The organism is Qipengyuania qiaonensis, from assembly GCF_019711515.1.
GTDB lineage: Bacteria > Pseudomonadota > Alphaproteobacteria > Sphingomonadales > Sphingomonadaceae > Qipengyuania > Qipengyuania qiaonensis.
In genome coordinates this window covers 21,466-44,046 of the sequence record NZ_JAIGNO010000005.1, presented here as the reverse complement: position 1 = coordinate 44,046, position 22,581 = coordinate 21,466, and the positions used below count along the sequence as shown (strand labels likewise).

The window sequence follows — 22,581 nt, the reverse complement described above, 5'->3', positions numbered from 1 at the left end:
GAAAATGCCTCGGCCGCCGCGTCCGGAGCTGCGATCCAGATGCGAAGTTGAGATAAATTTGGACGGAACGCTTGCGTTCCGTCCACTTGCACCCATATGCCGGCCCGTCTTTCAACAAAGGAACTGGACATGGCATATCCTGACGTTTTTCCGCCGCTTACCAATTTGCTCCGCAACAGCATCGGCGATCTTCTCGACCCTGCAGAAAGCTTCGCCGACATGTGCGCGAAGGACGTTGCGTTCGAAGCACCCTATGCTCCGGGCGGGGCCAACCAGCTTGTGGGGCGCGACACCGTGGCCGAATATATGCCCGTCGTCCCCGAGTATTTCGATATCGAAGAACTGGTCGAAACCGCGCAATATCGGGCTACCAATGGCGAAACGGTCATCCTCGAATTCCATGCCAAGAACGCCACGGGCGTAAAAACCGGGCTGTCCTACGATCAGCGCTACATCAATGTCATTCGCGTCCGTAACGGAAAGATCGCCGAATATCGCGACTACTGGAATCCTATCGTCGCCTTGACCGCTGCGGGCGGTGCGGACGCCTTGCCCGACAATGTCAAAGGCCCCGCGGCACGGACCTAGCAGACCCTCAATGCGGCGACGAGAGCGGTCACCTGGCGATCCAGTTCCGCCCTGCTGATCGGTCGGCCACGGATAATCATCCGCCAGTAGAGCGGCGACGGTATCAGATCGAGGGCCAGTTCTCGGTCAATCGAGGCGGACAACTCTCTGCGTTGGACCGCCCGGTCGAGAAGTCGTTCACCGTTTTCGCGTCGCACTTCCGCGATCTGGTCCACCACGCTTGTCAGCTCGCCCGCACAAAGGCGTTCGGCCAGAAGATCCGGCAGGACTCGCCGGATCAAAGGATGCCGAAACGCCCTACGATTGGCGGTGAGGAACGCGCCGATATCCGCCTCCAGCGATCCATGATCGGAAAAGTCCGATAGCGATATGCCAGCGGCATGGACTGCCCCGGCGGCAAACTCCCGCTTCGAAGGCCACCGCCTGTAGATGGCCGCCTTACCGGCTCCTGCGCGCGCGGCGACGCGCTCTAGGCTTATTCCGGCATAGCCATATTCGGCCCATTCCTCGAACAATGCGCGATGGAGGGATCTCGTCAGATCGCTCCGGATAACGGCGGCGCCACTCGGCTTACGACGAGATTTTTGGTCGGTACTCTTGCGTTCCATCCAACGCCCTCCATATCGCCCGGGTTACCTAATGGTCGGTCGCGAGTGAAGGCATGAGCAAGAAGAAAATGGAATTTCCAGGCCTGCAGTCCCTGCTTGTGTCCGCTCTGGGTGATGCGCTGGCTCCAACCGAGGGTGGCTTTCTGGATCTGATGTCCGACGATATCTCCTTCGAGTTTCCCTATGCACTGCCCGGCAGTGTCACCGAGCTGACAGGCAAGGTCGCGCTGGCGGACTATCTGCCGCGTGTCGGTGAGCTGATCACGGTCGAAACTTTGATATTGCTCCGCGCGATTGTGGCGCCCGACAAGAGGTCGGCTGTGCTGGAATTCGCAGCGAAAGCATATGCGAACGAGACCGGCGCGCGCTACGATCAGGACTACATATCGGTCATCGAGCTCCGCGACGGGCGGATCAGCCGCTATAGAGACTATTGGAACCCCCAGGTGCTGATCGCGGCGCTCGGTGATGCCGCAATCATACACGCCACACCAAAGAGCCAGCTCGCCGACCGGTAAAGGCGACCATACCCTCCGCATAAAGGACAATACTATCATGACCAAACGTAACGCTATCTTCCCCGCCGACCGGCACGCCCTTTACGAAGAGCACGGCTATTCTGCGGCGATCCGCTCGGGCGATCTGCTGTTCGTCTCCGGCCAGGTCGGCAGCCGCGAGAACGGCGAGCCGGAACCCGAGTTCGGGGCGCAGGTCGAACGCGCCTTCGCCAATCTAAAGGCGGTACTGGCGGCTGCCGGGTGCAGCCTCGACGATATCGTCGACATCACGACTTTCCACACCGATCCGGAAAACCAGTTCGATACGTTCATGGAGGTCAAGAACCGTCATTTCCCTGAAAAGCCCTATCCGAACTGGACCGCGATCGGCGTGAATTGGTTGGCGGGCTTCGACTTCGAGATTAAGGTGATCGCGCGCATTCCCGGATGACCGAACAAACGAGCGCCGGTGTAACGCGGCCGAACGGCGCTCCCGGTGCGATCGAGGCTGACCATCAGCTATCGACGTAAAACCCGCCGATATCACGATGGACGCTTCGATCGCAGCTTCGGCGCGGACATCCACCGCAAGACATGTGCGTCGGCACCGTTCTGCGGGTTGAGGGGATACCCCCAAGGCACACCGCCCACCGGCTCAATCGGTCGGGCAATCGGCAACCACATGCGCTTCGGACAGGCTTCCCAAGGCAATCCGCGCAATACTGAATTCTGCCGCGCCCACGCTGGTCATGCGAAAGGGCGAGGTGATGGCGTTCATTTCGGCGCCGGCAGCGCTGAAGCATTTGAGGGGAATGCCGACCACCCGCCACTCGCCCGACGAAAGATCGCCGAATTCGGCAATCGGAACCTCCTGGCCGCAACGCTCACCGCCGCAGCGCACCGACATACGCAATGGCTGCGTGAGAGCCGCATCGATCCGGACCGTGCTGAGCAGCAGCAGGTCGCCATTGGTTTCGCGGGTCAGATCCGTCGAATCGAATGCAGCAAGTTCGATGGCCGTACCTCTGTCGTTCGCGTCGATGGCAAAACTGCGCGCTCCCTCCTGTACACCGTAATCGGTGGCGGTAACACGGACGCGGCCCTCCAGCGCCTCTGCCGGAATCGTGGTTATTCGCAGACTGTCGCTACCATCGGCGTGCGATATGTTGAGCGACCATGAGGATGCGGGCGTGCCGCGTTCGAAAAACACGCGCCCGTCGCTACCGTCGTCATCGACACCGCTGTCTTCGGGAAGCGTGATCCAACCCCGAGGACCGTCGGCGTAGCGCAGGCCGTAGCCGAACGGGAACAGGGTCTTGCCGCCGTGCAGGGCCGTGGCCGGCCAGCTCGCCGGGAGCAGTCCCCGAAATTCATGGGTCGGCAAGCCGTCCGCGCCGGAGAAGAGCATATCGGCCACTCCGCCACCCTCCGATCCGGGCAGCCAGGCAGTGACGAAAGCATCGGCGGCGTTGAGCGCCTCGTTAATATAGAGCGGCCGACCGGTGATCATGACCGCGACCACAGGAATGCCCTGCTCTTTCAGACGCCGCATGGTGGCGATCGGGCCGCGCAGTTCAGGGCGCAATTGCAGCGTGACGATATCGCCTTGAAATTCGGCATAGGGCGTCTCGCCGAAGACGACGATGGCGGCATCGGGTCGCTCGGCAAACTGGCCGTCGATCGCCAGCTCCGCGCTGCCCCCGGTGGCAGCGGCGGCTTCTTCGATCCCGCGCCAGAGCGAAGTTGCGCCGGGGAACAGATCGTTGCCGAGCCCGGTGCCCTGCCAGCTAAGCGTCCACCCGCCCGACTGGCGTCCGATATCGTCGGCCGCATCGCCCGCAACCAGTATCCGTCCACCCGGTTTCAGCGGTAGCACGCCCGTATTCTTCAGGAGTACCATCGACTTGCGCACAGCCTCGCGCGCGACCGCGCGGTGGTCGGCTGAACCTAGCAGTTCATATTGGCCGGACAGTGCCCGCTCGGAAGGTTTGCCCATGTCGAACAGGCCAAGACGCAGTTTGACACGCAATACGCGCGCGACGGCATCGTCGAGCCGGTCCATCGCGATCGTGCCGTCACGCACCTGCGCCAGGGTAGTGTCATACAGGCTGCGCCAGCTATCGGGCGCCATGAACATGTCGATCCCCGCATCGACCGCGCGCGGACAGCTGGCATTGCTGCAGCCCGCAACCTGGCCATGTGCATTCCAGTCGGTCACGACCAGGCCGCCAAAATTCATCCGGTCCTTGAGCACGTCGGTCACCAGCCCGCGATGGCCCGCCAGCTTGACCCCGTTCCAGCTGGAGAAGCTGGTCATCACCGTAGCGACGCCGTTTTCCATCGCGGGGATATAGGGCGCACCGTGGATCAGCCGGAGTTCCAATTCCGAGATCGCTGCATCTCCCTGATCGCGCCCGTCGGTGGTCCCGCCATCGGCGAGATAGTGCTTGGTACTCGCCGCGACATGCGACCCGGCGAGGATCGGCGTTGTCGAGGCCGGACCCTGCAGCCCGCGAATCATTGCTCCGGCATAGGCGGCAACCAGCGCCGGGTCGGACGAATAGCCTTCGTATGCGCGGCCCCAGCGGTAATCCTGCGGCACAGCCACGGTGGGCGCAAAGGTCCATTCCTGCCCGGTTACGCGGATTTCCACCGCGGTCACCTGGCCGATGCGTTCGATCAGGGCGGGATCACGCGCCGCGCCCAGGCCGACATTGTGCGGGAATATCGTGGCGCCGACGATGTTGCTATGGCCATGCACGGCGTCGGTCCCCCAGATGATCGGGATCCTTGGTTCATTTGGCGGCACATCAATCGATGCTTCGTAAAGGGCATCGGCAAGTTCGAGCCATTTCTCGGCCGGAGCGAAATCGTCGCCTCCGGGGCCCGAATTACCGCCATTGAGCACGGAGCCGAGACGATAACGGCGCACGTCGTCGGGAGTGACGCTGGCAATGTCGGCCTGAATGATCTGGCCGACCTTTTGCTCCAGCGTCATCCGCGCAAGGATCGCTTGCACCCGCGTTTCGCTCTTTTCGGTCAAAACGATCGGAAAGGCCACTTCGGGCCATTGTTCGGGATGTACCTGCGCGGCGACCGGATAGTCCGGCCGCTGCGCTGTATCGGCCAGCGCGGGCAGTGCCGACGAGGCGAGTATGGCAACCGACGCCATTGTCGGAAGAAGCGTTTTCGCGATCATATACCCCATCCCATTCGACCGGTGCCGATTTATCTTCGGTCACAACAAACCTGACAACCTTGACATAAATACCGCGGAAATCGACGCTCCAGCAGTAAAATCACACCATTGTTTGACAACGTTGACAGAAATATGCAACCAGTAAAGTCGCGTCAGGGGCACCGCCTTCCGAGTCGGAGCGACAGGGGTCTCGCGCAACCATGAGAGGTCCGCACGGACGATGCGGTTTGGGAGGGTTACGAGAATGGACAGCGGGATTTTGCGCAATCGGTCAAAGTTGCTGATTGCCTCGTCGACACTGGCTTTAGGCATCGGTGCCGCACCGGCTTTCGCACAGGAAACGACCGACAACGGCCAGCAAGTCGGCTCCGCTGAGGGCGCGGAAGACAATGTCATCGTCGTTACCGGGTTTCGCGCATCGCTCGAAAACGCGCTGAACGCCAAGCGCGAATCTAACCTGATCATTGAATCGGTCACCGCCGAAGACATCGGCAAGTTCCCCGATCAAAACGTCGCTGAATCGCTGCAGCGGCTACCGGGCATCCAGATCGACCGCGAGAATGGCCAGGGCTCCAAGGTTCGCATCCGCGGCCTCGAGCAGAACGTCACGCTGCTCAATGGCGAACTCTTCGTCAGCGGGCTGGAAGTCTACAAGGTCGGCGAAGGCAATTACAACCGCAACGACAGCCTAGAGGGCGTGCCGTCCGAACTTATCGGCGGAATCGAAGTGTTCAAATCGCCCAATGCCTCGCTGCTCGAGGGCGGCCTCGGCGGGATCGTCAATCTCAAGACGCGCAACCCGCTCGACCTGAAGGACGGGCTGACGCTGGCGGGCAACGCCAAGATGAGCAAGGGCAGCGAGATTGCAGGCTGGGAGCCTGCGGGCGCCGCGGTGCTGGGCTATAATTTCAACGACCGCCTCGGCGTGATTGCCTCGTTCAGCTACGAAAAGACCAACAACCACGTCAACGTGCTGGGCGGCGACAATCGCGGCAACTGGGCCTTCAGCGAAGGACGCCGCGACACTGCGACTGTGCCGACCGATTATTACGCGCCCGAATACCGCTACATCACCGACCGCGACCAATATCGCCGGCGCTGGGGTGCCTCGCTGGGTATCACTTACCGTCCGACCGACACGCTCGAGGTCAGCGCGCAGTATTTCCATTCGGACCTCAAGATCGATACGCGCGAAGCGTCCGTGAAATTTCCGTTCGGCCAAGGCGAATCGCAGGGCCTGGTCGGAGATTACTCAATCAACGAAAATGGCGTCCTGACACAGGGAACGGTGCGCGCCCAGTCGGCGGAAGCGATTTCCTTCGTCGACGTGTCGAACATCAAATCGGACAACCTCCAGTTCGGGCTGGAATGGGACAACGACACCAATTTCCGCGCCTCGGTGATGGCGAACTATGCCACATCGAGCATGGAGCGCGAAGTCGCCAACAACGACGTTCGCTACACCGCCTATAGCGTACGGGGACCGGGCACCTCCGGGTCGCAGCCCGGCTTTGTTCCCAACTCGGACGCCCCGCCGACATTCGACTTCACCTATACCAATGGCGAGTTCCCGAGCTTCGGCCTGGCTCCGAACAGTCCACAGGATCTATTCAACAACCCCGATTACGGTTTTTTCAAGTCGCACTGGGCGTTCGGCGACCGGTCGGACATCGACGGACATTCGATCCGCGCCGATTTCGCCTATGACGTCGACGACAATTACGAAAACACGATCACGCTAAGCGCGGGTTTTCGCTACGGCCAGCGCACGGTCGATTTCACCTCGGGCCGCTATCTCGCCGACTACAGCGGGAAGGGCGAACTCGATGCGACTGCGATCCCCGAATCCGAACGCGTGGACGGCTTTTCATACAACTGGACGCCTTTTGGCTTTTTCCAGGACGGCGCGATCGGTTACAAGATCTGCGACTTGCCGGAAGCGAACAAGCCCGCCGCATTCGCGGGTTGCAGCCGCTTCGGCAACTCCCCTGCGCTGATCACGCCCTATGAAACCTTCTTGAGCAATCCTTCGCGCGTCGAAGCGATCGCCAATTTTGCCGGGGGCGGCCGCGTCCAGGGCGATACGGTGCTGGTCGCCGACCGCTCGCAGATGACCGATGCGCTTGCATGGATCCAGGCACTCTATCCCGACACGCCTTTCGCTTTCTTCGAGGACCCGCTGCAAACCTACCGCGTGAAGGAGGAAACCAAGTCCGGCTACATCATGGCGGATATGGGCGGCGAGGACGATCCCTATCACGTCAATATCGGGCTGCGGATCGTCAACACCGACCTGACCGTCGATCAGAACCAGCCGTCCAATGCCGATCCCAGCTATTGGGGGACCGACAGCTGGAACGGTGTTCTGCGCGATTTCACCACCAATACGATCATGCGCAGCTATACCGACTTTCTGCCCAGCGCGAATGCAGTGTTCGACGTCAACGATGGCACCAAGGTGCGCTTCTCCGCCGCTCGGGTTGTCGCGCGTCAGCCGCTGGTATCGCTGGGTCAGGGCTTCTCGACCAATTTCACCCGCGATGCGGCAGACGATCTGTTCAAGTTCACCAGCGGCGCGCGCGGAAATGCCGAGCTCGATCCGTTCCGCGCCTACCAGTTCGATCTCGGCATCGAGCATTACTTCGGTGACCAGGGGCTGCTTTCGGCGGGACTGTTCTGGAAGGAAGTGGACAGCTTCATCGTCAATGAGACGGTGACGGTCTTCGTCAACGATCAGGCCGGCGGTCGGCTGGGTCCGGTATCGCAACCCGCCAACGGGTCGGGCGGCCGTGTCAAGGGCTTCGAGCTCGCCACGCAATATGCCTTCGACTTCGGCCTCGGCTTCACCGCAAACTACACGTTTTCGGATACCGAGACCGACTTCAGCACCGACTTCACCGACAATCTGCCGCTGCCGGGCGTATCGAAGCATTCGGCTAACGGGCAGGTCTATTTCGAACGCCACGGCTTCGCCGCGCGCGCGAGCTATAGCTGGCGGTCGAAGCAGTATCTCGGCAATTTCGGTTTCGCCGACGGGTCGGTCACGCGGACGCTGGGGATCTACGAGAAGGCCTATGGCCAACTTGACGGGCAGGTCAGCTACCAACTCACCGACAATTTCGAGATTTTCGCCGAGGCGATCAATATAACCAAGGCCGATACCAGCGTGTATTTGCAGTTCCCCGAGCTGCCCTTCCGCTTCGAATCCGGTTCGCGGCGAATTTACGGCGGGGTCAAGTTCACCTTCTGATTTTCGTGTTCCTCACCGTAAATGGATGGCGGCCCTTGCATGCAAAGGCCGCCACCGCTTTTTCGGATATGGTGACAGGAGGGGTTCAGCATTACGCAGCATCGGAATATGGGCAGTAGGGCTCAGCCGCTGCGTTCGATCTGCATCGTCGGCGGAGGCACCGCGGGCTGGTCCGCCGCGGCCTTGCTGTCGCGTGTGCTGCAGAACAGCGGGTGCCGCATCACGCTGGTCGAATCCTCCGCGATCCCGACAGTCGGCGTGGGCGAGGCAACGATCCCGCCAATCTTCGATTTCCTGCGCAATATCGGTGCCGACGAACTGGAATTCATCCGTCGCTGCCAGGCCACCTTCAAGCTGGGCATCCAGTTCCGCGACTGGCTGCACCGTGGTCATAGCTATTGGCATCCCTTCGGCAATCTCGGGGTGACGATCAACCAGCGCCCCTTTCATCACTACTATTGCAAGAACCGCGCCGAAGGACATGGCGAAACGCTTGCCGACCTTTGTCCTTCGGTCGCGCTGGCGGAAGACTGCAAGTTCGCCTTCCCCTCGCTTGACGGCAACTGGCCAGGCGGCGCGATCGCTTATGCGCTGCATTTCGATGCCGGGCTGGTGGCCGCTTTCCTGCGCCAACATGCCGAGGCGGCTGGTGTCGAGCGGCTCGACCGGCGAATTGTGCGCGCCGAGCGCTCGGACAAAGGCATCGATGCGGTGCACTTCGACAATGGCGAAAGTCTGTCGGCCGATTTCTACATCGATTGTTCGGGCTTTCGCGGGCTGCTGATCGAAGAGACACTAGGGGCAGGCTTCGAAGATTGGCGCCATTGGCTTCCCTGCGACAGCGCCATTGCCGCTCCAACCGCTGCGCAGGTGCACCGCGCACCGTATACCGTCGCCAGCGCGGGCGCGGCCGGCTGGCAATGGCGCATCCCGCTGCAGCATCGCACAGGCAACGGGCTCGTCTATACCAGCGAGTTCATTTCCGATACCGATGCGCATAAGGAACTGCTCGGGGCGCTAGAGGGCGAGCCGTTGGGCGATCCGCGCCTGCTGCGCTTCACCGCCGGACTGCGCAGGCGTGCCTGGGTCGGCAATTGCCTCGCGATCGGCCTATCCGCTGGCTTTCTCGAACCGCTGGAATCGACCAGCATCCATCTGATCCATACCGGCCTCAACCGGCTTCTCGACCTGTTTCCAGATCGCAATTTCGACCCCGCGCTAATCGCTGCCTATAACGGCGACGTACACCGGGAATATGCGCATATCCGTGACTTCCTGTTGTTGCACTACGCGCCCAACCGGCGCATGGGCGAACCGTTCTGGGATTACATGCGCAATCTCGAACTGCCCGATACGTTGACCGAGAAGATCGAACTGTTCACCCGCACCGGGCGGATCATGTCCAAACGACGCGAACTGTTCGCAGATATCAGCTGGTTCTATGTCATGCATGGGATGGGGCTGCAGCCCGCCACAACCGATCCGCTGGTGGATCTCGCTGCTTTTGGCGAGGTACGCAAGATAATCGGCCAGTTGAGCGCAACGATGCGGGCGTTCCGCGCTGCCGCCCCCACGCACGATGCGATACTCGATCGGCTGCTCGACCCCGCCGAGACGCGCCGACCCAACTTCGGCAATGGCGGCGGCTGGTCCGGTCGTTGAACCCGCGTTCGGTCAGACGGGCGGCGGCGCGACCGTAAGCCGTTCGATGAGGCTGTGCGTGTGGACCACCGTGGGACCGGGGTCCTCACCAGCCAGTTCGCGGAGCAACATGTCCGCGGCAGTACACGCCATTTCGACCACCGGCTGGCGCACCGTAGTAAGTCGCGGCCAGACCACGCGCGCGATTTCGGAATCGTCGAAGCCGACCACGCTGAGATCGGCAGGCACGTCGAAACCCAGTTCGCGTGCGGCCGAGATGGCCCCCACCGCCATATCGTCATTCTGCGCGAGGATCGCGGTCGGACGCAATTTGCGCGAGAGGATCCGCTTGGTCGCTTCGTAACCGGACTCGAAGCTGAAATCGCCGGTCTCGACCAGCTCGGGCATGTATTCGATATTCGCATCGTCGAAAGCGGCGCGGTAGGCCGTAAGCCGCTGCGCGCTGACCGGGTGGTCGGGATCGCCCTTGATAATCGCGATACGCTTGTGACCGTAGCCGATGACATGTTCGGCGATCTCGCGACCGGCGGCGATATCGTCCATGGTTGTCGCCAGGCCCACGCCCAGGTGCGATTTCGGCGTAATCCGGGCAAAAGGGATGCGGGCCTGCGCGAGCCCGTCAAGCACAACGGCATGATCTGCTGCGGGAGGGGCAAGGATGGCACCGTCGAGTGCCGCCGAGCGGATGGTCGACACAACGTCGCCTGGGTGATCGCTGACCGATTCCACCGGCAACACGATCAGCCGGTAACGTTCGCCATGCAGCCGTTCCAGTACACCGCGCTGCAGTTCCACGACATAGCTGGGACTGGGTTTTTCATAGATCAGGCCGATGAGATAGGACTGTCGGCGCACCAGCCCCTGCGCCATGACATTGGGGTGATAGTTCAGCTCTTCCGCTGCGCGCAGAACCTTTTTACGCAGAGCAGGAGTGATATGCGGTTCATTGTTGAACACGCGTGAAACGCTTTTGGGCGAAACCGCCGCCAGCTTGGCGACGTCAACAATCGTCGAACGCTTCTTTCCGCGGGTCACCGGCAATTTCGTGACGCAATTGTCTTACGCTGTCAATATGCTGCAGGGCGCCGGAGCGAGCGCTGACGCATCATGTGGGGTACCATAAAACCGCGCGTGGTCCCGGACAATCTCCACCGGCCGTACAACCGATATCGCTTTACCTGATTTGGCCGACCCGCGTTGAAATCCAAGCCAACCCCGAATGTCGTCCTCAATGGTCAGAACGCGAACCAAGCTCGTAACAAGGACCAAGGGCACGGAACGGTATTCGAGTTCGTACCACTCATTAATAGTTCCTAACAGCGCCACTTAAGTAAAATCCCTGAATGCCCCGGATCGCCAAGAATGACGCATAACTGTTAGAAACCCGTCGTAAACTTAATGCTTTATTGATCAAGCGTGTCGAATTGTCGCAATCCTACCACTGTTCGTCGTTTCGCCACCCAAGTCGGCAGCCTAGCGATTCCCAAGGATTCTGCGGATTCGCGGAGATATTTTCCGTCTATGCACACTGTCCCGCCGCCAGAATGTGCTTGAGAACTCTACGCGAACTGTAATATTTCGTTTCTAGCAAACAAACATCGCGGTCGCCTCCCGATACTTGGCTGCGCTTAATCATTGTCGCAATTCGCGCGTGGAATCGAGTAATCGCGATTCTTACGAAGGATGAGGTATGTCAAAAGGAAAGCAGGCTCTCAAAGATCCTGTCAGTTTTGCCATTGCAGCGTCTATTTTTGTTCTGTGGCCTCTCCCGGTCGAGGCGCAGGCATCGGCGGACGGCGTTCAGCACGGCGCGGCGAGCGACGAGCGAATTGGCTCGAGAGCGCTTCATACCTGCCCCGTCGCAAATTCTTTGCGGGTTGCAGAAGGCCAATCGGTGGAACGGTTCGCCGCGCTGAACAGCTGTGTCGACAGGGTGGTGAGCAATGCTCTTGTCACACCTCCGGCCGCCAAACCGGTCGTCATTCCCGGCACTGCTGAAAACGCGGTTACTGCGCGGCCTTCGCGCAAGAATGCACCCAAAGCGCAAGAGATACAGGCCGAACCCGTTCCCAACGCACCGATCCGCATCGCGCCGGAGCGCGACGAAGAGCCTTCCGGACGGCTTTCCTCTGCGCTCGAACAACTTGCAGTTCCCGGACTTGCAATGGCCGACGGCTGGCTGACCGCGCGCGCGCCACGCTCGTACCGGACCCGATACGACAACCAGATCGCCAGCGCGGCGCAACGCCATGCGATCGATCCGCTCTTGCTGCACGCGATTATCCGTCAGGAATCGAACTATCGTAGCAATGCGCGCAGCCATGCCGGGGCGATCGGTCTGATGCAGATTATGCCGGGCACAGGCGCACGCTTTGGAACGGCGACTACGCAGCTCTACGATCCGGTCAGCAATGTCGACACCGGCGCACGGCTGTTGCGGACCCTCAACGCGCGCTATCGCGGCAACCTTGATCTGATGCTGGCCGCCTACAATGCCGGCGAGGGCGCGGTTGCCCGCTACGGCAATCGTATCCCGCCCTTTCGCGAAACACAGGACTATGTTCGTAAGGTGAAGCTGCACTATTCGCGCCTCGCCGCCGAGAACGGATTGGCGGGTCTGCCGCTGTGATTGCACTGCGCAGGCTTGCGACCGGCCTTCCGATACCGACTCGAGCAGCCGATGCGCTGCTGGTGTCGATGCTCGTTCTGGTGGTCGCGCTCCTTATCCTGCCGATGCCCCCGGCGGCACTCGATCTGCTGATCGGTGTCAACATAGCCATCGGCATTCTCCTGATTCTGAGCGCACTCTACGTCGTAAAGCCGCTCGATTTCAGCACTTTCCCGACCGTCCTGCTGCTAGCAACCCTGTTTCGGTTGGCGCTCAGCATCGCCACGACGCGGCTGATCCTGACCGAGGCGGAAGGGGGCCAGATTATCGAGCGTTTCGGGCGGATGGTCTCGGGAGGCAATCTCGTAGTCGGGTTGGTCGTCTTCATTATCATCACCCTGGTGCAGTTCATTGTCGTATCGAAAGGCGCCGAGCGCGTCGCCGAAGTGGCGGCGCGCTTCAGTCTCGATGCGATGCCAGGCAAACAGCTTTCAATCGACAGCGATCTGCGTTCAGGCATCCTGTCCAAGGACGAGGCCCGCGCCAAACGGCATGAGCTCGAACAGGAAAGCAAGTTTCACGGCAGCCTCGATGGAGCGATGAAGTTCGTCAAAGGCGATGCGATTGCAGGTCTGGTGATCGTCATCGTCAACCTGTTGGGCGGATTGGCGGTCGGGATGCTCTACCATGACATGGACATGGCGACAGCGGTCACGACATTCTCGATCTTGACCATCGGTGACGGCCTTGCTGCGCAAATCCCGGCATTGTTCGCAGCGATGGCCGCAGGGTTCCTCGTGACCCGCACGACCGATGAGACTTCCGAGCGCGACCTTGGGCCTGCCATCGCCAAACAGGTCGCGGGCAAGCCGCACGTGCTGTTCATCGCGGCCGGTATGTGCCTGCTCATGGCACTGATTCCCGGCTTCCCGGCGTTGACCTTCCTTGCCATCGCGACCGCAATGGCGGTGGGCGGCGCTTTCCTTGTTCCGTCGATCAAGGAGCGCGCGCTGGCCTTTGCCGGCATCGAGCCGGCCTGCGAGGACGCCGATGGAGTGTTCGATATCGAACAGCCCAGGCTTGAAGCCGCGATGCCGCTGGTTATCAATCTGAGACTTGCAGCCGATGTCGACCCCGCGCGCTTTGGCCGACTGTCCGACGCGGTGCGCGAGGAATGTCGCGCCATCGTTGAGGAGTACGGCCTGCGGCTTCCCAATGCCCGAATCGTCCGGTTGGCTGCCGAACCGGGGCAGAACGAAGGCTGGAGCATCGATGCCCACGGTGCGCCCTTGAGCGGAGGTCCGCTACCGGTCGACCAGACGGTGGACGAAGCCGAACATGTGCGCCCGATTGGTCGTGAACTCCGCCGCCATCTGCCGGTGTTCCTCGGCCTTCAGGAAGCGACCGACCTGCTCAACTGGCTGGGCGAGGATTATCCCGAAGTGGTCAAGGAAGCGGTGCGCAACCTGCCGACCGCCGTCATCGCCGAAGTGCTGCGCATGCTACTCGATGAAGGGGTTTCGCTGCGCAACCACTTGGGCGTGGTCCAGGCGCTGGCAAACGCCGGCCAGCAGAACCGCGATCCGGGCGCGCTGCTCCAGGCGGTCAGGCCCGCGATCCGGCGCCAGATCGTCGCTCCGCTGGTCAAGGACGGACGCCTCGCAGTGATGATGATCGGCAGCGAAGCGGAAAACTCAATTCGCCAGACACTGACCGAGGTCGAGGGAACACCCCGACTGGCCATAACCCCGGTCGAAATGCGCAACCTGATCGACATGATTGAGCGCGAGATGGCGAATTGCGGCGCAGCCACGTTGCTGACCGCGCGCGATCTGCGGCGGCCGCTGCGGCTGCTGCTGGCGGCGGACCTGCCCGATCTGCCCGTGCTCTCGTTCAACGAACTCGTTCCGACCATCCCGCTCGACGTAGCGGCGGAACTGCGGTGGGCGCCGTCTTTGCAGGAAGAGAAAACGGGGATGATCTCTGCATGAAAATTCGATTGCGTAACTTTAGCGGCGTAGCCGCGACCCTTGCTATTCTTCTGATTGCAGCAACCGGAGCGCCGCACAGCTCTCGAGCCGCCGACGTGCCTTCCTCCGATGCTTCGGTGAACATCACCGCTCGCGGCACCGCGCTGCCCGATTTCCTCGAGAGGCTCTTCTCCGAAGGCGGTTTTCGGGTGCAGGTCAGCAACTCGTTGCGCGGACAGCAGGTCAATGGCCAATTCCGCGGGACGGTCTCCGAAGTGTGGCAGCAGGTCAGCACCGCCTTCAACCTGGTGGGCTACTACGACCGTTCGGTCATCCGGTTCTATTCCGCGCGCGACATCTCGACCCGGCGCTTCGACGGCATCAACGCTGCGGCAGTCGCGGGCGAAGCACGGCGATTGGGAATGCTCGACCGCAACAATTCGATCTCCGCCAGTGGCGGCGGGATCAGCGCGACCGGCGTTCCGGCCTTCCTTCAGCAGGTCGCCGACATCGCCGGGCGCAATCGCGCTCCGTTCGCCGATGGTTCGGAGGACGGCGTGATTTCGCCGATCGACCCCAACTCGCGCCAAGGCACCAGCATGGCCGTGGTGCAATCCGAAATCCTGCGTCGTGCGAGTGTCCGCGAGCCGTACGAGGTACGTATCTTTTTTCTCCGCTATGCCTCGGCCAACGACACTTTCATCCGTGTCGGCGACACCCAGTCGCGCGTGCCCGGGATTGCCAGTATCCTGAGCGGGATCATGGGCGATGGTCAGTTGCCGCAGACGGTGCGCACCAGCGGCGATATCGTCGACCGCTTCCGCGGCGGCTTGCGCCCGACGCTCGATCTGCTCGGTGACGATGGCATTGCTCTGGTTCCCACCGACCCGGAGCGTGATCTCCGCGAGGAGCGCGTCGTTTCGGAAATCCCGCGCGGGGTCAACGGCCCCCGGATTGAGGTCGACGACACCCAGAACGCGCTGATCGTACGCGACCGACCCGAATCTATGGAGGTCTATGAAGGGATCATCACCGCGCTCGACCAGCCGCCGCAAATGGTGGAGATCGAAGCCGCGATTATCGACCTCAATGTCGATCGGCTCGAAGATCTCGGGATTGATTTCGACATTTCGGTCGACGGGCTCGACTTGCTCTTCGGCGGTCAATCGTCGGCTCCGGTGCCCGATTTCTCCGATCCCAACATCGCGGGGAGTTACGTGACGGGATCGGGCAACACCTTCATCGCGCGTCTTACCGCGCTAGAGCGCAATGGCGCGGTCAGCGTCGTCTCGCGCCCCCAGCTCATCACCCTCGACAACCGCGCTGCACTGTTCGACAGCATGCAGGAAATCTATGTCGAGATCGAAGGCACTATCAGCCGGCTCGAGCGGATCAATATCGGCACAATGCTGCGCGTGACACCGGCCATAGTCTATCAAGACGGCCTGCCCAGCGTGCGCCTCAGGATCGATATCGAGGACGGCTCGCCCACCACCCTATCGGTCGACGGCCTGCCCGTTCTGCGCCGCTCGCGGGTCGCCAGCCAGGCGGTGATCAACCAAGGCGAAAGCCTGTTGATCGGCGGCATCACGATCGATTCCGACTTCGAATATCGCAGCAAGGTTCCGATCCTCGGCGACATTCCCCTGCTCGGCCAGATCTTCCGCAAGCGCCGCGAAGGGTCGACGCGGGTCGAGCGCCTGTTCCTGCTCACACCGCGAATTGTCGGACAGGGCGAAGCCGGCACGGCGATTGCCCGGCGCGATCCGATCCCGCTTGAGCAATTGCAACAACTGGGCGGAGACGAAGACGAGATCGAGCAGCGCCGCAAGGCCCGGCTCGAACGCGGACGGGAGCAAGCTCGACCGTGAACAACCCCGTGCCCATCCTCGATCGCACCAACGACTTCGTCCTGCGTGTGTTTGGAGGACGGCTCAACGGTGCACAGTTCACGCTTCCGCCCGGGCGTCTGCTGACACTGGGCCATGGGCTCGACAACGATATCGTCCTGCGCGGCACGAACACGCGCGGCTGCCGGATCGAACTGCAGACCGAGGATGGACGCCTACGTATCAGCCTGAAGGCAGGCGAAGCGCACCTTCTGGGCCAGGCTCTACAACCCGATCAGCCGCTCCTCCTGCCCGCCTTCGTCCCGCTGGCGCTGGGCGAATATCGCTTTGCAGTGGGAGAGGATGGGCATGCTCGCTGGGATGAAGCCGAAGAGCTTGCCGGGCAGCTGGTTCCGTTCCACGCGAGCCCCCCGCCGGTTCAAAGCGAGCGCATGGCTCCGGTCGAGCAGGCGCGCAGCCGCGCCTATTCGCTGAGCCGCTACATTCCCGGATGGGCCAAGCACCCCGCCGCCATGCTGCTTCCGGCGCTTCTCCTTGCCTTCTTCCTCGCGCTGGGGCCGATCCGTGACTATACGACGCGCGGCCTTCAAGGGCCCGAAAGCGCGAAGGCAAGCCTTGCTGCCGCCGGCTTTATCGGTGTGACCGTCGCTCCTGATCCGACCGGTGAGTTTCTGGTTTTCAGCGGCGCAGTGGCCGACGATATCCGCTTGGCCGAACTGCGCAAACTGGTCGCGGACAAATTTCCGCAGGCGCGGCTCGATGTCGACACAAACGAGGCGCTGGCGCGCGCAGTCACCGATATTCTCGCCGCCGAGGGCATCGACGCCGAGGCGCGTGCCAAGGGACTCGGCGCTGTGGCGATAGAATCCGAGTATCTTCCCGTCGACCGCCAGGTCGAGCTCGAAGACAGGCTCAAGTCCGATTTGCCTGCCCTGCGCCGCGTGCGGTTCGAACTGACGCACACGCGCGGCCCCAACGACCTCGCCTATTTCTTCAATTCGGAACGTTATGGTCTGGCCACCTATGTCAACGGCAATCCCGGCTATCTCGTGACCGCCGACGGCTCGCACTGGTTCGAAGGCGCGGTGCTGCCCACAGGCCATGAAATTCTCTCGATCCGTAACGGCAATATCTCGCTCAGACGCAACAACCAGATCGAACGGCTGCTGGTCGATCCCGGAGCCGCATCGCAGGTCGAAAGCGCCCCGGAAACCACGTCAACGCAAGGCGAAAACTCCGCTGCGCGCGCGCCTACGCAACCCGCAACCACTCCCATAGTCAACCAAGGAGACAGGACATGACCGACGTCAACACCCAGCTCGGCAATCTCGCTGCCGCACCGGCGACCGGACAGACGCGCCGGGCCACTTCGAACTGGTTCGAAGCCTTTGCCTCGGCCTGGGGCAGCGCGCTCGACAACCAGGCGAGCAAGATCGAAGCGCGTGCTGATCAGCTGACCGAAGGTTCGGATACGCCATCGCAGATTACGATGCTGACCGCCGACAGCATGCGCATGAGCTTCATGTCGCAAAGCTCGCACACCTCGCTCGATAGCGTATCCAAGGCGCTCGAGACCATGGCACGGAAGAACTGATATGGCTGACCCCCTCACTGCAATCGCGGCAGCCAGTGCGGCGGCATCCGGCGGTGGCGGCGCAGCGACCGCGCGTCCCATCGAACTCGGTGCCCCTGGCGGCGGTGCGGCTGGAGGCCTCCAGCCGCAGCCCGTGGCTCAGGCCCGCTTCGATGCCGCGCTTCAGGCTGCGGGACACGCCGCCCCGTTGACCGGCACCGGAGAGGTCTCGAAAGTGATGAACGGTTTGTTCGACACGCTCGACAGCGTCGACGCGCAGGCCAAATCGGTCGCCGATTATGCCCGCTCTGCGGAGGCGAGCGATGGCCAGCTGACCCCAGGAGAAATCGTCAACCTCACGATGCGCTGTCAGGAATTCATGTTCCAGTGTCAGCTCACCAGCAACATCGCCAATCGCAGCGCGGATGGCGTTCAACAGCTGTTCCGGCAGCAGGGATAAATCCCATGACCAAGCGCCTCTGTTCTCTCTTCCCGCTCGCCGCAGCGCTCGCTCTTGCAGCTTGCGGCGAGCAAGAGTTGCATCGCGAACTCAACGAGGAGCAGGCGAACGCCATTGTCGCCGCGCTTGCCGAAAACGGGATCGACGCCAACAAGAGCGGCGGGGACGAAGGCACCTGGACCGTGGGCGTTGCCGATGGAGACTTTGCCGAATCGGTGTCGATCCTGCGCGAACAGGGCTTGCCGGGAGAGAACTTCGTCTCGCTGGGCGAGGTGTTCGAGAAGGAAGGCTTCACCTCCTCCCCGCTCGAGGAACGTGCTCGGCTGATCTTCGGACTCTCGCAGGAGCTTTCGCAAACCGTCTCGGCGATTGACGGCGTCGTGCAGGCGCGGGTCCACCTGACCTTGCCCGAGCCCGATCCGCTGTCGAACGAGGCCCCGCCCTCTTCGGCATCGGTCTTCGTAAAGTACCGCCCGGGCTTTCAGGTGGAGAACCAGACCGGCGCGATCAAAACCTTGGTCGCCAACTCGATAGAAGGGATCAGCTATGACCGCGTTTCGGTCGTGATGGTCCCGGCCGCCGCGCCGGTTGCCCCGCCAGAGGCCGACGGGCTCGCGCCGGCCGGCTGGATGCGGGTGCTCGTCGCCGTACTGGCGATCTTGCTCGCGCTCGCAGGCGGCTGGCGCATGTGGCAGGTGCGCCGAAGCCGGGGCAAAGCTGGCCATTCGGGCAGTTTAGCCACCCGGTTCGGGAGGTCCGATGGCTGACGACGTTCTGGCGCGAACACCGCGCGCGCGGCTGCACGAACGTTATCTGGCTTTGCGGCAGCGGGGTGCGACCGCGCGCGCGCGCGCTGCAGGTATCGCAATGACCGCTCGCGCCGGACGCTATGTTGCCAGGCGCTGCGGCTGTGACATGACCTTTGCACAGCTGGCCACCATGCCCGAATGGGAGTTCGACGAGATGCTCGACCGGCGGCGGCTGGCGGCGATTGCCGGTCTCACCGCCGCTGCTCCCATCCTCCTTCACACGCTCGATGGCGCCAAGATCAGGCGGCTGGCGGATCAATTCGGCGATGGCCTCGTCGATCGCGTTCTCGATGCGTGCGGCGATCAGTTGAAGACAAGGTGCGAACCCGAAACGCTCACGGCATCGGCGCTGCGCGAATACGGCGCGCAATTGCTCGAAGATGCGCAGGAAAGATACGGCGAGGCCCGCAGTGTCTGTGATCTCGCCTGGCGGTTCTACGGCGAGGAACGGCAGAACGAGCAGGTGTCGTCATGACCTATCGCCTTTTCACCACCGGCGAGGCGAGCGCGCTTTTCGGGCAATCGCGGATCATTCCTGCCAGCGAAACGCGCGAACTGCGCAAGGCGGGCGATGTACTCGAGGAAGCTGCCGCGATCCTGGCTGGCGCAAAATCCGCGCGGGCCATGGCGATAGTCGAAGGGCGGAACGAAGCCCGCGCCCAGGTGCTCGCCGAACGCGATACCTTCGCCGCCGGGCAGCTCGCGCCCGCCATCGAGAAAATCGCCGCAGCGCAGAAAGAACTGCGCGAGGATATCGGGCGGCTGGCGTTTATGGCCATCAAGCATATTCTGGGCGAACTCGATGATGATGTCAGTGTCGCGGCGCTTGCGCGCAAGGCAATGGACCGCATGCCCGTTGAAGCCGTCGAGCGCATCCTGGTCGCTCCCGCTCTTGCCGAAACGGTCGCCGCACGCTTGCCCTCGGAGATCGCCGCTCTGGTGGTAGCCGACGAGGCGCTCGAACCGGGCGACTGCGTGATCGAAGGCAGTGCGGGGCGGGTCGTCGCCAGTCTCGAGCTTCAGCTTGAGCGGCTTGCCGAGCGCTGGCAGGTAGGGGAAGCGGCATGAACGACCCCGCCCGAATGCCCAATGACCGCGTCGCCGCATTGGCCGAAGCGCTCGAAGCAGCGCCGCTAGTCGAGCAGCGCGGCAGGCTCGTCGAAGTGGTGGGCACGACCTTGCGGGTCGAGGGCCTGCGCGCGCGAATTGGAGATATCTGCGAGATCGGCCGGTTCGGCGGTTCGTCGAGGTCCGGACTGAGCGCAGAAGTGGTCGGCTTTGCCGGAGAGATAGCCGTTCTCACCCCCCTCGGTCCCGTGCGTGGCCTCGCGCCTTCGGACGAAATCGTTCTGGCACGCAGCGAACCGCGCGTGCCCTATGGCGATCATCTGCTAGGCCGGGTGGTCGACAGCGCCATGCAACCGCTCGACGGCCAGGGACCGATCGCCGCCTTTCCCCAGCGCGCGTTGCACTCCGCTCCGCCCAGCCCGCTCGAACGCAGCCCGATCGATCGCCAGGTCGAAACCGGGATCCGCGCGATCGATGCGCTGATGCCGCTCGGCCAGGGCCAACGCATCGGCATTTTCGCCAGCGCCGGCAGCGGCAAGAGCAGCCTTTTGGCGATGCTCGCGCGGCATGCGGAGGCCGATGCCTTCGTGATCGCGCTGATCGGAGAGCGCGGACGCGAAGTGCGCGAGTTTATCGAGGATGCGCTTGGTGAAGAGGGTCTGGCCAAGGCGGTGGTGGTGGTTGCGACCTCGGACCGCCCGGCAAAGCAGCGCGTCCATGCCGCCGAAGTCGCCACTGCCATCGCGGAGGGTCTGCGCGAAGACGGTCGCCATGTGGTGCTGATGATGGATTCGATCACTCGCTACGCCCGCGCGCAGCGCGAGATCGGTCTGGCGGCGGGCGAGCCTCCGGTGCGGCGAGGCTATCCGCCGTCGCTATTCGCCGAGCTCCCAGTACTCTTTGAGCGCGCCGGCACCAATGCAAGAGGCGCGATCACGGCGATCTACACCGTCCTGCTCGAAGACGAGGAAGGCGACCCGGTTGGCGAGGAAGTGCGCTCGCTGCTCGATGGGCACATCCACCTCAACCGCAAGCTTGCAGGCGCGGGCCACTATCCGGCGATCGATGTCAATGCGAGTCTCTCGCGACTGGTCGGCCGCATCGCCCCGCCCGAGATCCGCGCTGCGGGTGCAGGACTGCGGCGCGCTTTGGCACGGCTCGCGGATATCGAATTGCTGGTTCAGATGGGCGAATACAGTCCTGGACAGGATCCGCTTGCCGATGCCGCGCTCGGCGCGCGCGGCACAATCGAGGACTTCCTGCGCCAGGACCTTTCCACCGCCACCCCGCTGGCGGAGACCACCGCGCGTCTTCGCGCACTTTCGGAGATGCTCGATGGCTGAACATGATCTCAAGCGCCTCGAGCGGGTCGGCATGATGCGCCGTCAGGCAGACGAAATGCGCCTCGCGCGTACCCGCCGTTCGCTCGGCGAGGCGATGATGCTGCGTGAATCCGCCGAAGAGCGTTCGGAAGCCGAAGCGAGGATGGAACGCGCGCTGATCCGGCAATGCTACGAAAAACCGGGCAGCGAGCAGGCCTGGATCGCCAGAGCGCATCAGGCGCAGCTCGCGAACAAGAGTGAGCAAGAGGCGGAGGCGCGCAGAGCCGAAGAATCCGAACTGGCCGCGCGCAAAGCCGCCGAGGCGAAAGCAATACTGCGCGATGATGCCCGGCTTGGCGCTGTTCGGTCGTGGCTCACGCAGGCGCGGATTGCGGCGGTGCGCAGCGAGGAAGAAGCCGCTGCGGAAGAACGACAGGACAGCCAATGCGGTCAGACAAAGCCATGATTCAAGGCACCGAAAGCGCGCGACCGCCGCAAGTGGAGTCGCGGCATGCTACGCCTCAGCGCGATCCCCGGACCGCGAGCAATGCGGGAAGCGCGGAGCGTTTCGGTCAGGCGCTCAATTCGGCTTCGCGCAAATTCGGCAGCGAGCGCGATGCAAGCCGGGAGAGCGGCGAAACCCGCGAGCCGGAAAATGCGCAGGCGGGCATGCGCGATGCCATGCAGAGATCGCCTGCTCCAAAAGAGGCGACCAAGGATTCGGGTATAGTGGCAGTCTCGGGCTTCTCGGCCCAGGGCGACAGAGCGCTTGTCCAGACGCAAGGTCCCCAAACCGGGAGCGCGGCGTTTGCCGGGAGCGTCGATGCCGGCACCTTGCAACGCCTCGCCGCAGCGCTCGAAACTCCGCTGGCCGGACTTCAATCGGGTGCGCACTCAACCTTTACGGTAAGCGTCTCAGGCACAGCGGGTCCGCTTTCGGCGCAGGTACAGATGGGCGCAGACGGGAGGCTCACAGTGGCGCTCGCTCTACCGGGGCTGAGCGCGCCGCACAAGGAAGCGCTCGCCCGTGACCTCAGGCGGCACCTGACGAACAAGGGTTTCGCCGACAACCTTGTGCGACTCGAAGAAACCGTTGCACATCAGGAACAGCGCTGAA

General features: G+C 62.6%; 20 protein-coding genes. 17 read left to right on the top strand and 3 right to left on the bottom strand.

Annotation, left to right across the window (positions count from 1 at the left end):
* The first annotated feature begins 129 nt into the window (after nucleotides 1-129).
* Nucleotides 130-588: a nuclear transport factor 2 family protein gene (locus tag K3174_RS09480; RefSeq protein WP_221558027.1), complete on the top strand. Its 459-nt coding sequence runs from the start codon at nucleotides 130-132 to the stop codon at nucleotides 586-588.
* Here the strand turns inward: K3174_RS09480 and K3174_RS09475 are convergent.
* Nucleotides 585-1,196, bottom strand: coding sequence for a TetR-like C-terminal domain-containing protein (locus tag K3174_RS09475; RefSeq protein ID WP_221558026.1), 612 nt, complete (start codon nucleotides 1,194-1,196; stop codon nucleotides 585-587). The two genes, K3174_RS09480 and K3174_RS09475, sit on opposite strands and share 4 nt — an antisense overlap.
* 53 nt (nucleotides 1,197-1,249) lie before the next feature.
* Here K3174_RS09475 and K3174_RS09470 point away from each other — a divergent pair, with 53 nt between their 5' ends.
* Nucleotides 1,250-1,714: a nuclear transport factor 2 family protein gene (locus tag K3174_RS09470; RefSeq protein ID WP_221558025.1), complete on the top strand. Its 465-nt coding sequence runs from the start codon at nucleotides 1,250-1,252 to the stop codon at nucleotides 1,712-1,714.
* 37 nt (nucleotides 1,715-1,751) lie between these two features.
* Nucleotides 1,752-2,144 carry a RidA family protein gene (locus tag K3174_RS09465; RefSeq protein ID WP_221558024.1) on the top strand — a complete coding sequence of 131 codons (393 nt, stop codon included), beginning with the start codon at nucleotides 1,752-1,754 and terminating at the stop codon, nucleotides 2,142-2,144.
* A 204-nt stretch (nucleotides 2,145-2,348) separates the two neighbouring features.
* On the opposite strand, the gene K3174_RS09460 is transcribed toward K3174_RS09465, so the two are convergent.
* Nucleotides 2,349-4,892, bottom strand: a complete 2,544-nt coding sequence (locus K3174_RS09460; protein ID WP_247712057.1) for a glycoside hydrolase family 3 protein — start codon at nucleotides 4,890-4,892, stop codon at nucleotides 2,349-2,351.
* 244 nt (nucleotides 4,893-5,136) lie between these two features.
* Here K3174_RS09460 and K3174_RS09455 point away from each other — a divergent pair, with 244 nt between their 5' ends.
* Both K3174_RS09455 and K3174_RS09450 read left to right on the top strand, forming a co-directional pair.
* Nucleotides 5,137-8,142, top strand: coding sequence for a TonB-dependent receptor (locus K3174_RS09455; RefSeq protein WP_221558023.1), 3,006 nt, complete (start codon nucleotides 5,137-5,139; stop codon nucleotides 8,140-8,142).
* A 108-nt stretch (nucleotides 8,143-8,250) separates the two neighbouring features.
* Entirely contained in the window at nucleotides 8,251-9,804 is a 1,554-nt protein-coding gene (locus K3174_RS09450) for a tryptophan halogenase family protein (protein WP_221558022.1), read from the top strand.
* Between the two features lie 12 nt (nucleotides 9,805-9,816).
* Here K3174_RS09450 and K3174_RS09445 read toward each other — a convergent pair whose 3' ends face one another.
* Nucleotides 9,817-10,839, bottom strand: coding sequence for a LacI family DNA-binding transcriptional regulator (locus K3174_RS09445; protein WP_221558021.1), 1,023 nt, complete (start codon nucleotides 10,837-10,839; stop codon nucleotides 9,817-9,819).
* Between the two features lie 859 nt (nucleotides 10,840-11,698).
* Here K3174_RS09445 and K3174_RS17110 point away from each other — a divergent pair.
* From K3174_RS17110 to K3174_RS09385, 12 genes are read left to right on the top strand one after another with little or no spacing between them, the layout of a single operon-like run.
* Complete coding sequence (locus K3174_RS17110) at nucleotides 11,699-12,433, top strand: lytic transglycosylase domain-containing protein (protein ID WP_221558020.1); 735 nt, start codon at nucleotides 11,699-11,701, stop codon at nucleotides 12,431-12,433.
* Entirely contained in the window at nucleotides 12,430-14,403 is a 1,974-nt protein-coding gene (locus tag K3174_RS09435) for an FHIPEP family type III secretion protein (RefSeq protein ID WP_345719619.1), read from the top strand. Before K3174_RS17110 ends, K3174_RS09435 begins: the two co-directional genes overlap by 4 nt.
* Nucleotides 14,400-16,253 (top strand): type III secretion system outer membrane ring subunit SctC, encoded by a 1,854-nt coding sequence (gene sctC / locus K3174_RS09430; RefSeq protein ID WP_221558019.1) that lies wholly within the window; start codon nucleotides 14,400-14,402, stop codon nucleotides 16,251-16,253. Before K3174_RS09435 ends, sctC begins: the two co-directional genes overlap by 4 nt.
* Complete coding sequence (locus K3174_RS09425; protein ID WP_221558018.1) at nucleotides 16,250-17,533, top strand: SctD/MshK family protein; 1,284 nt, start codon at nucleotides 16,250-16,252, stop codon at nucleotides 17,531-17,533. Before sctC ends, K3174_RS09425 begins: the two co-directional genes overlap by 4 nt.
* Nucleotides 17,530-17,826 (top strand): hypothetical protein, encoded by a 297-nt coding sequence (locus K3174_RS09420; RefSeq protein WP_221558017.1) that lies wholly within the window; start codon nucleotides 17,530-17,532, stop codon nucleotides 17,824-17,826. Before K3174_RS09425 ends, K3174_RS09420 begins: the two co-directional genes overlap by 4 nt.
* A gap of 1 nt (nucleotide 17,827) precedes the next feature.
* Complete coding sequence (locus K3174_RS09415; protein WP_221558016.1) at nucleotides 17,828-18,265, top strand: hypothetical protein; 438 nt, start codon at nucleotides 17,828-17,830, stop codon at nucleotides 18,263-18,265.
* Nucleotides 18,266-18,270: 5 nt separating this feature from the next.
* Nucleotides 18,271-19,032, top strand: a complete 762-nt coding sequence (gene sctJ / locus K3174_RS09410) for a type III secretion system inner membrane ring lipoprotein SctJ (protein WP_221558015.1) — start codon at nucleotides 18,271-18,273, stop codon at nucleotides 19,030-19,032.
* Nucleotides 19,025-19,549 carry a hypothetical protein gene (locus K3174_RS09405; RefSeq protein WP_221558014.1) on the top strand — a complete coding sequence of 175 codons (525 nt, stop codon included), beginning with the start codon at nucleotides 19,025-19,027 and terminating at the stop codon, nucleotides 19,547-19,549. Before sctJ ends, K3174_RS09405 begins: the two co-directional genes overlap by 8 nt.
* Nucleotides 19,546-20,142, top strand: coding sequence for a FliH/SctL family protein (locus K3174_RS09400; protein ID WP_221558013.1), 597 nt, complete (start codon nucleotides 19,546-19,548; stop codon nucleotides 20,140-20,142). Before K3174_RS09405 ends, K3174_RS09400 begins: the two co-directional genes overlap by 4 nt.
* Nucleotides 20,139-21,485: a FliI/YscN family ATPase gene (locus tag K3174_RS09395; protein WP_247712056.1), complete on the top strand. Its 1,347-nt coding sequence runs from the start codon at nucleotides 20,139-20,141 to the stop codon at nucleotides 21,483-21,485. Before K3174_RS09400 ends, K3174_RS09395 begins: the two co-directional genes overlap by 4 nt.
* Nucleotides 21,478-21,930 carry a hypothetical protein gene (locus K3174_RS09390; RefSeq protein ID WP_221558012.1) on the top strand — a complete coding sequence of 151 codons (453 nt, stop codon included), beginning with the start codon at nucleotides 21,478-21,480 and terminating at the stop codon, nucleotides 21,928-21,930. Before K3174_RS09395 ends, K3174_RS09390 begins: the two co-directional genes overlap by 8 nt.
* On the top strand, nucleotides 21,909-22,580 hold the full coding sequence (locus tag K3174_RS09385; protein ID WP_221558011.1) for a hypothetical protein: 672 nt from the start codon (nucleotides 21,909-21,911) through the stop codon (nucleotides 22,578-22,580). Before K3174_RS09390 ends, K3174_RS09385 begins: the two co-directional genes overlap by 22 nt.
* Nucleotide 22,581 lies beyond the last annotated feature (1 nt).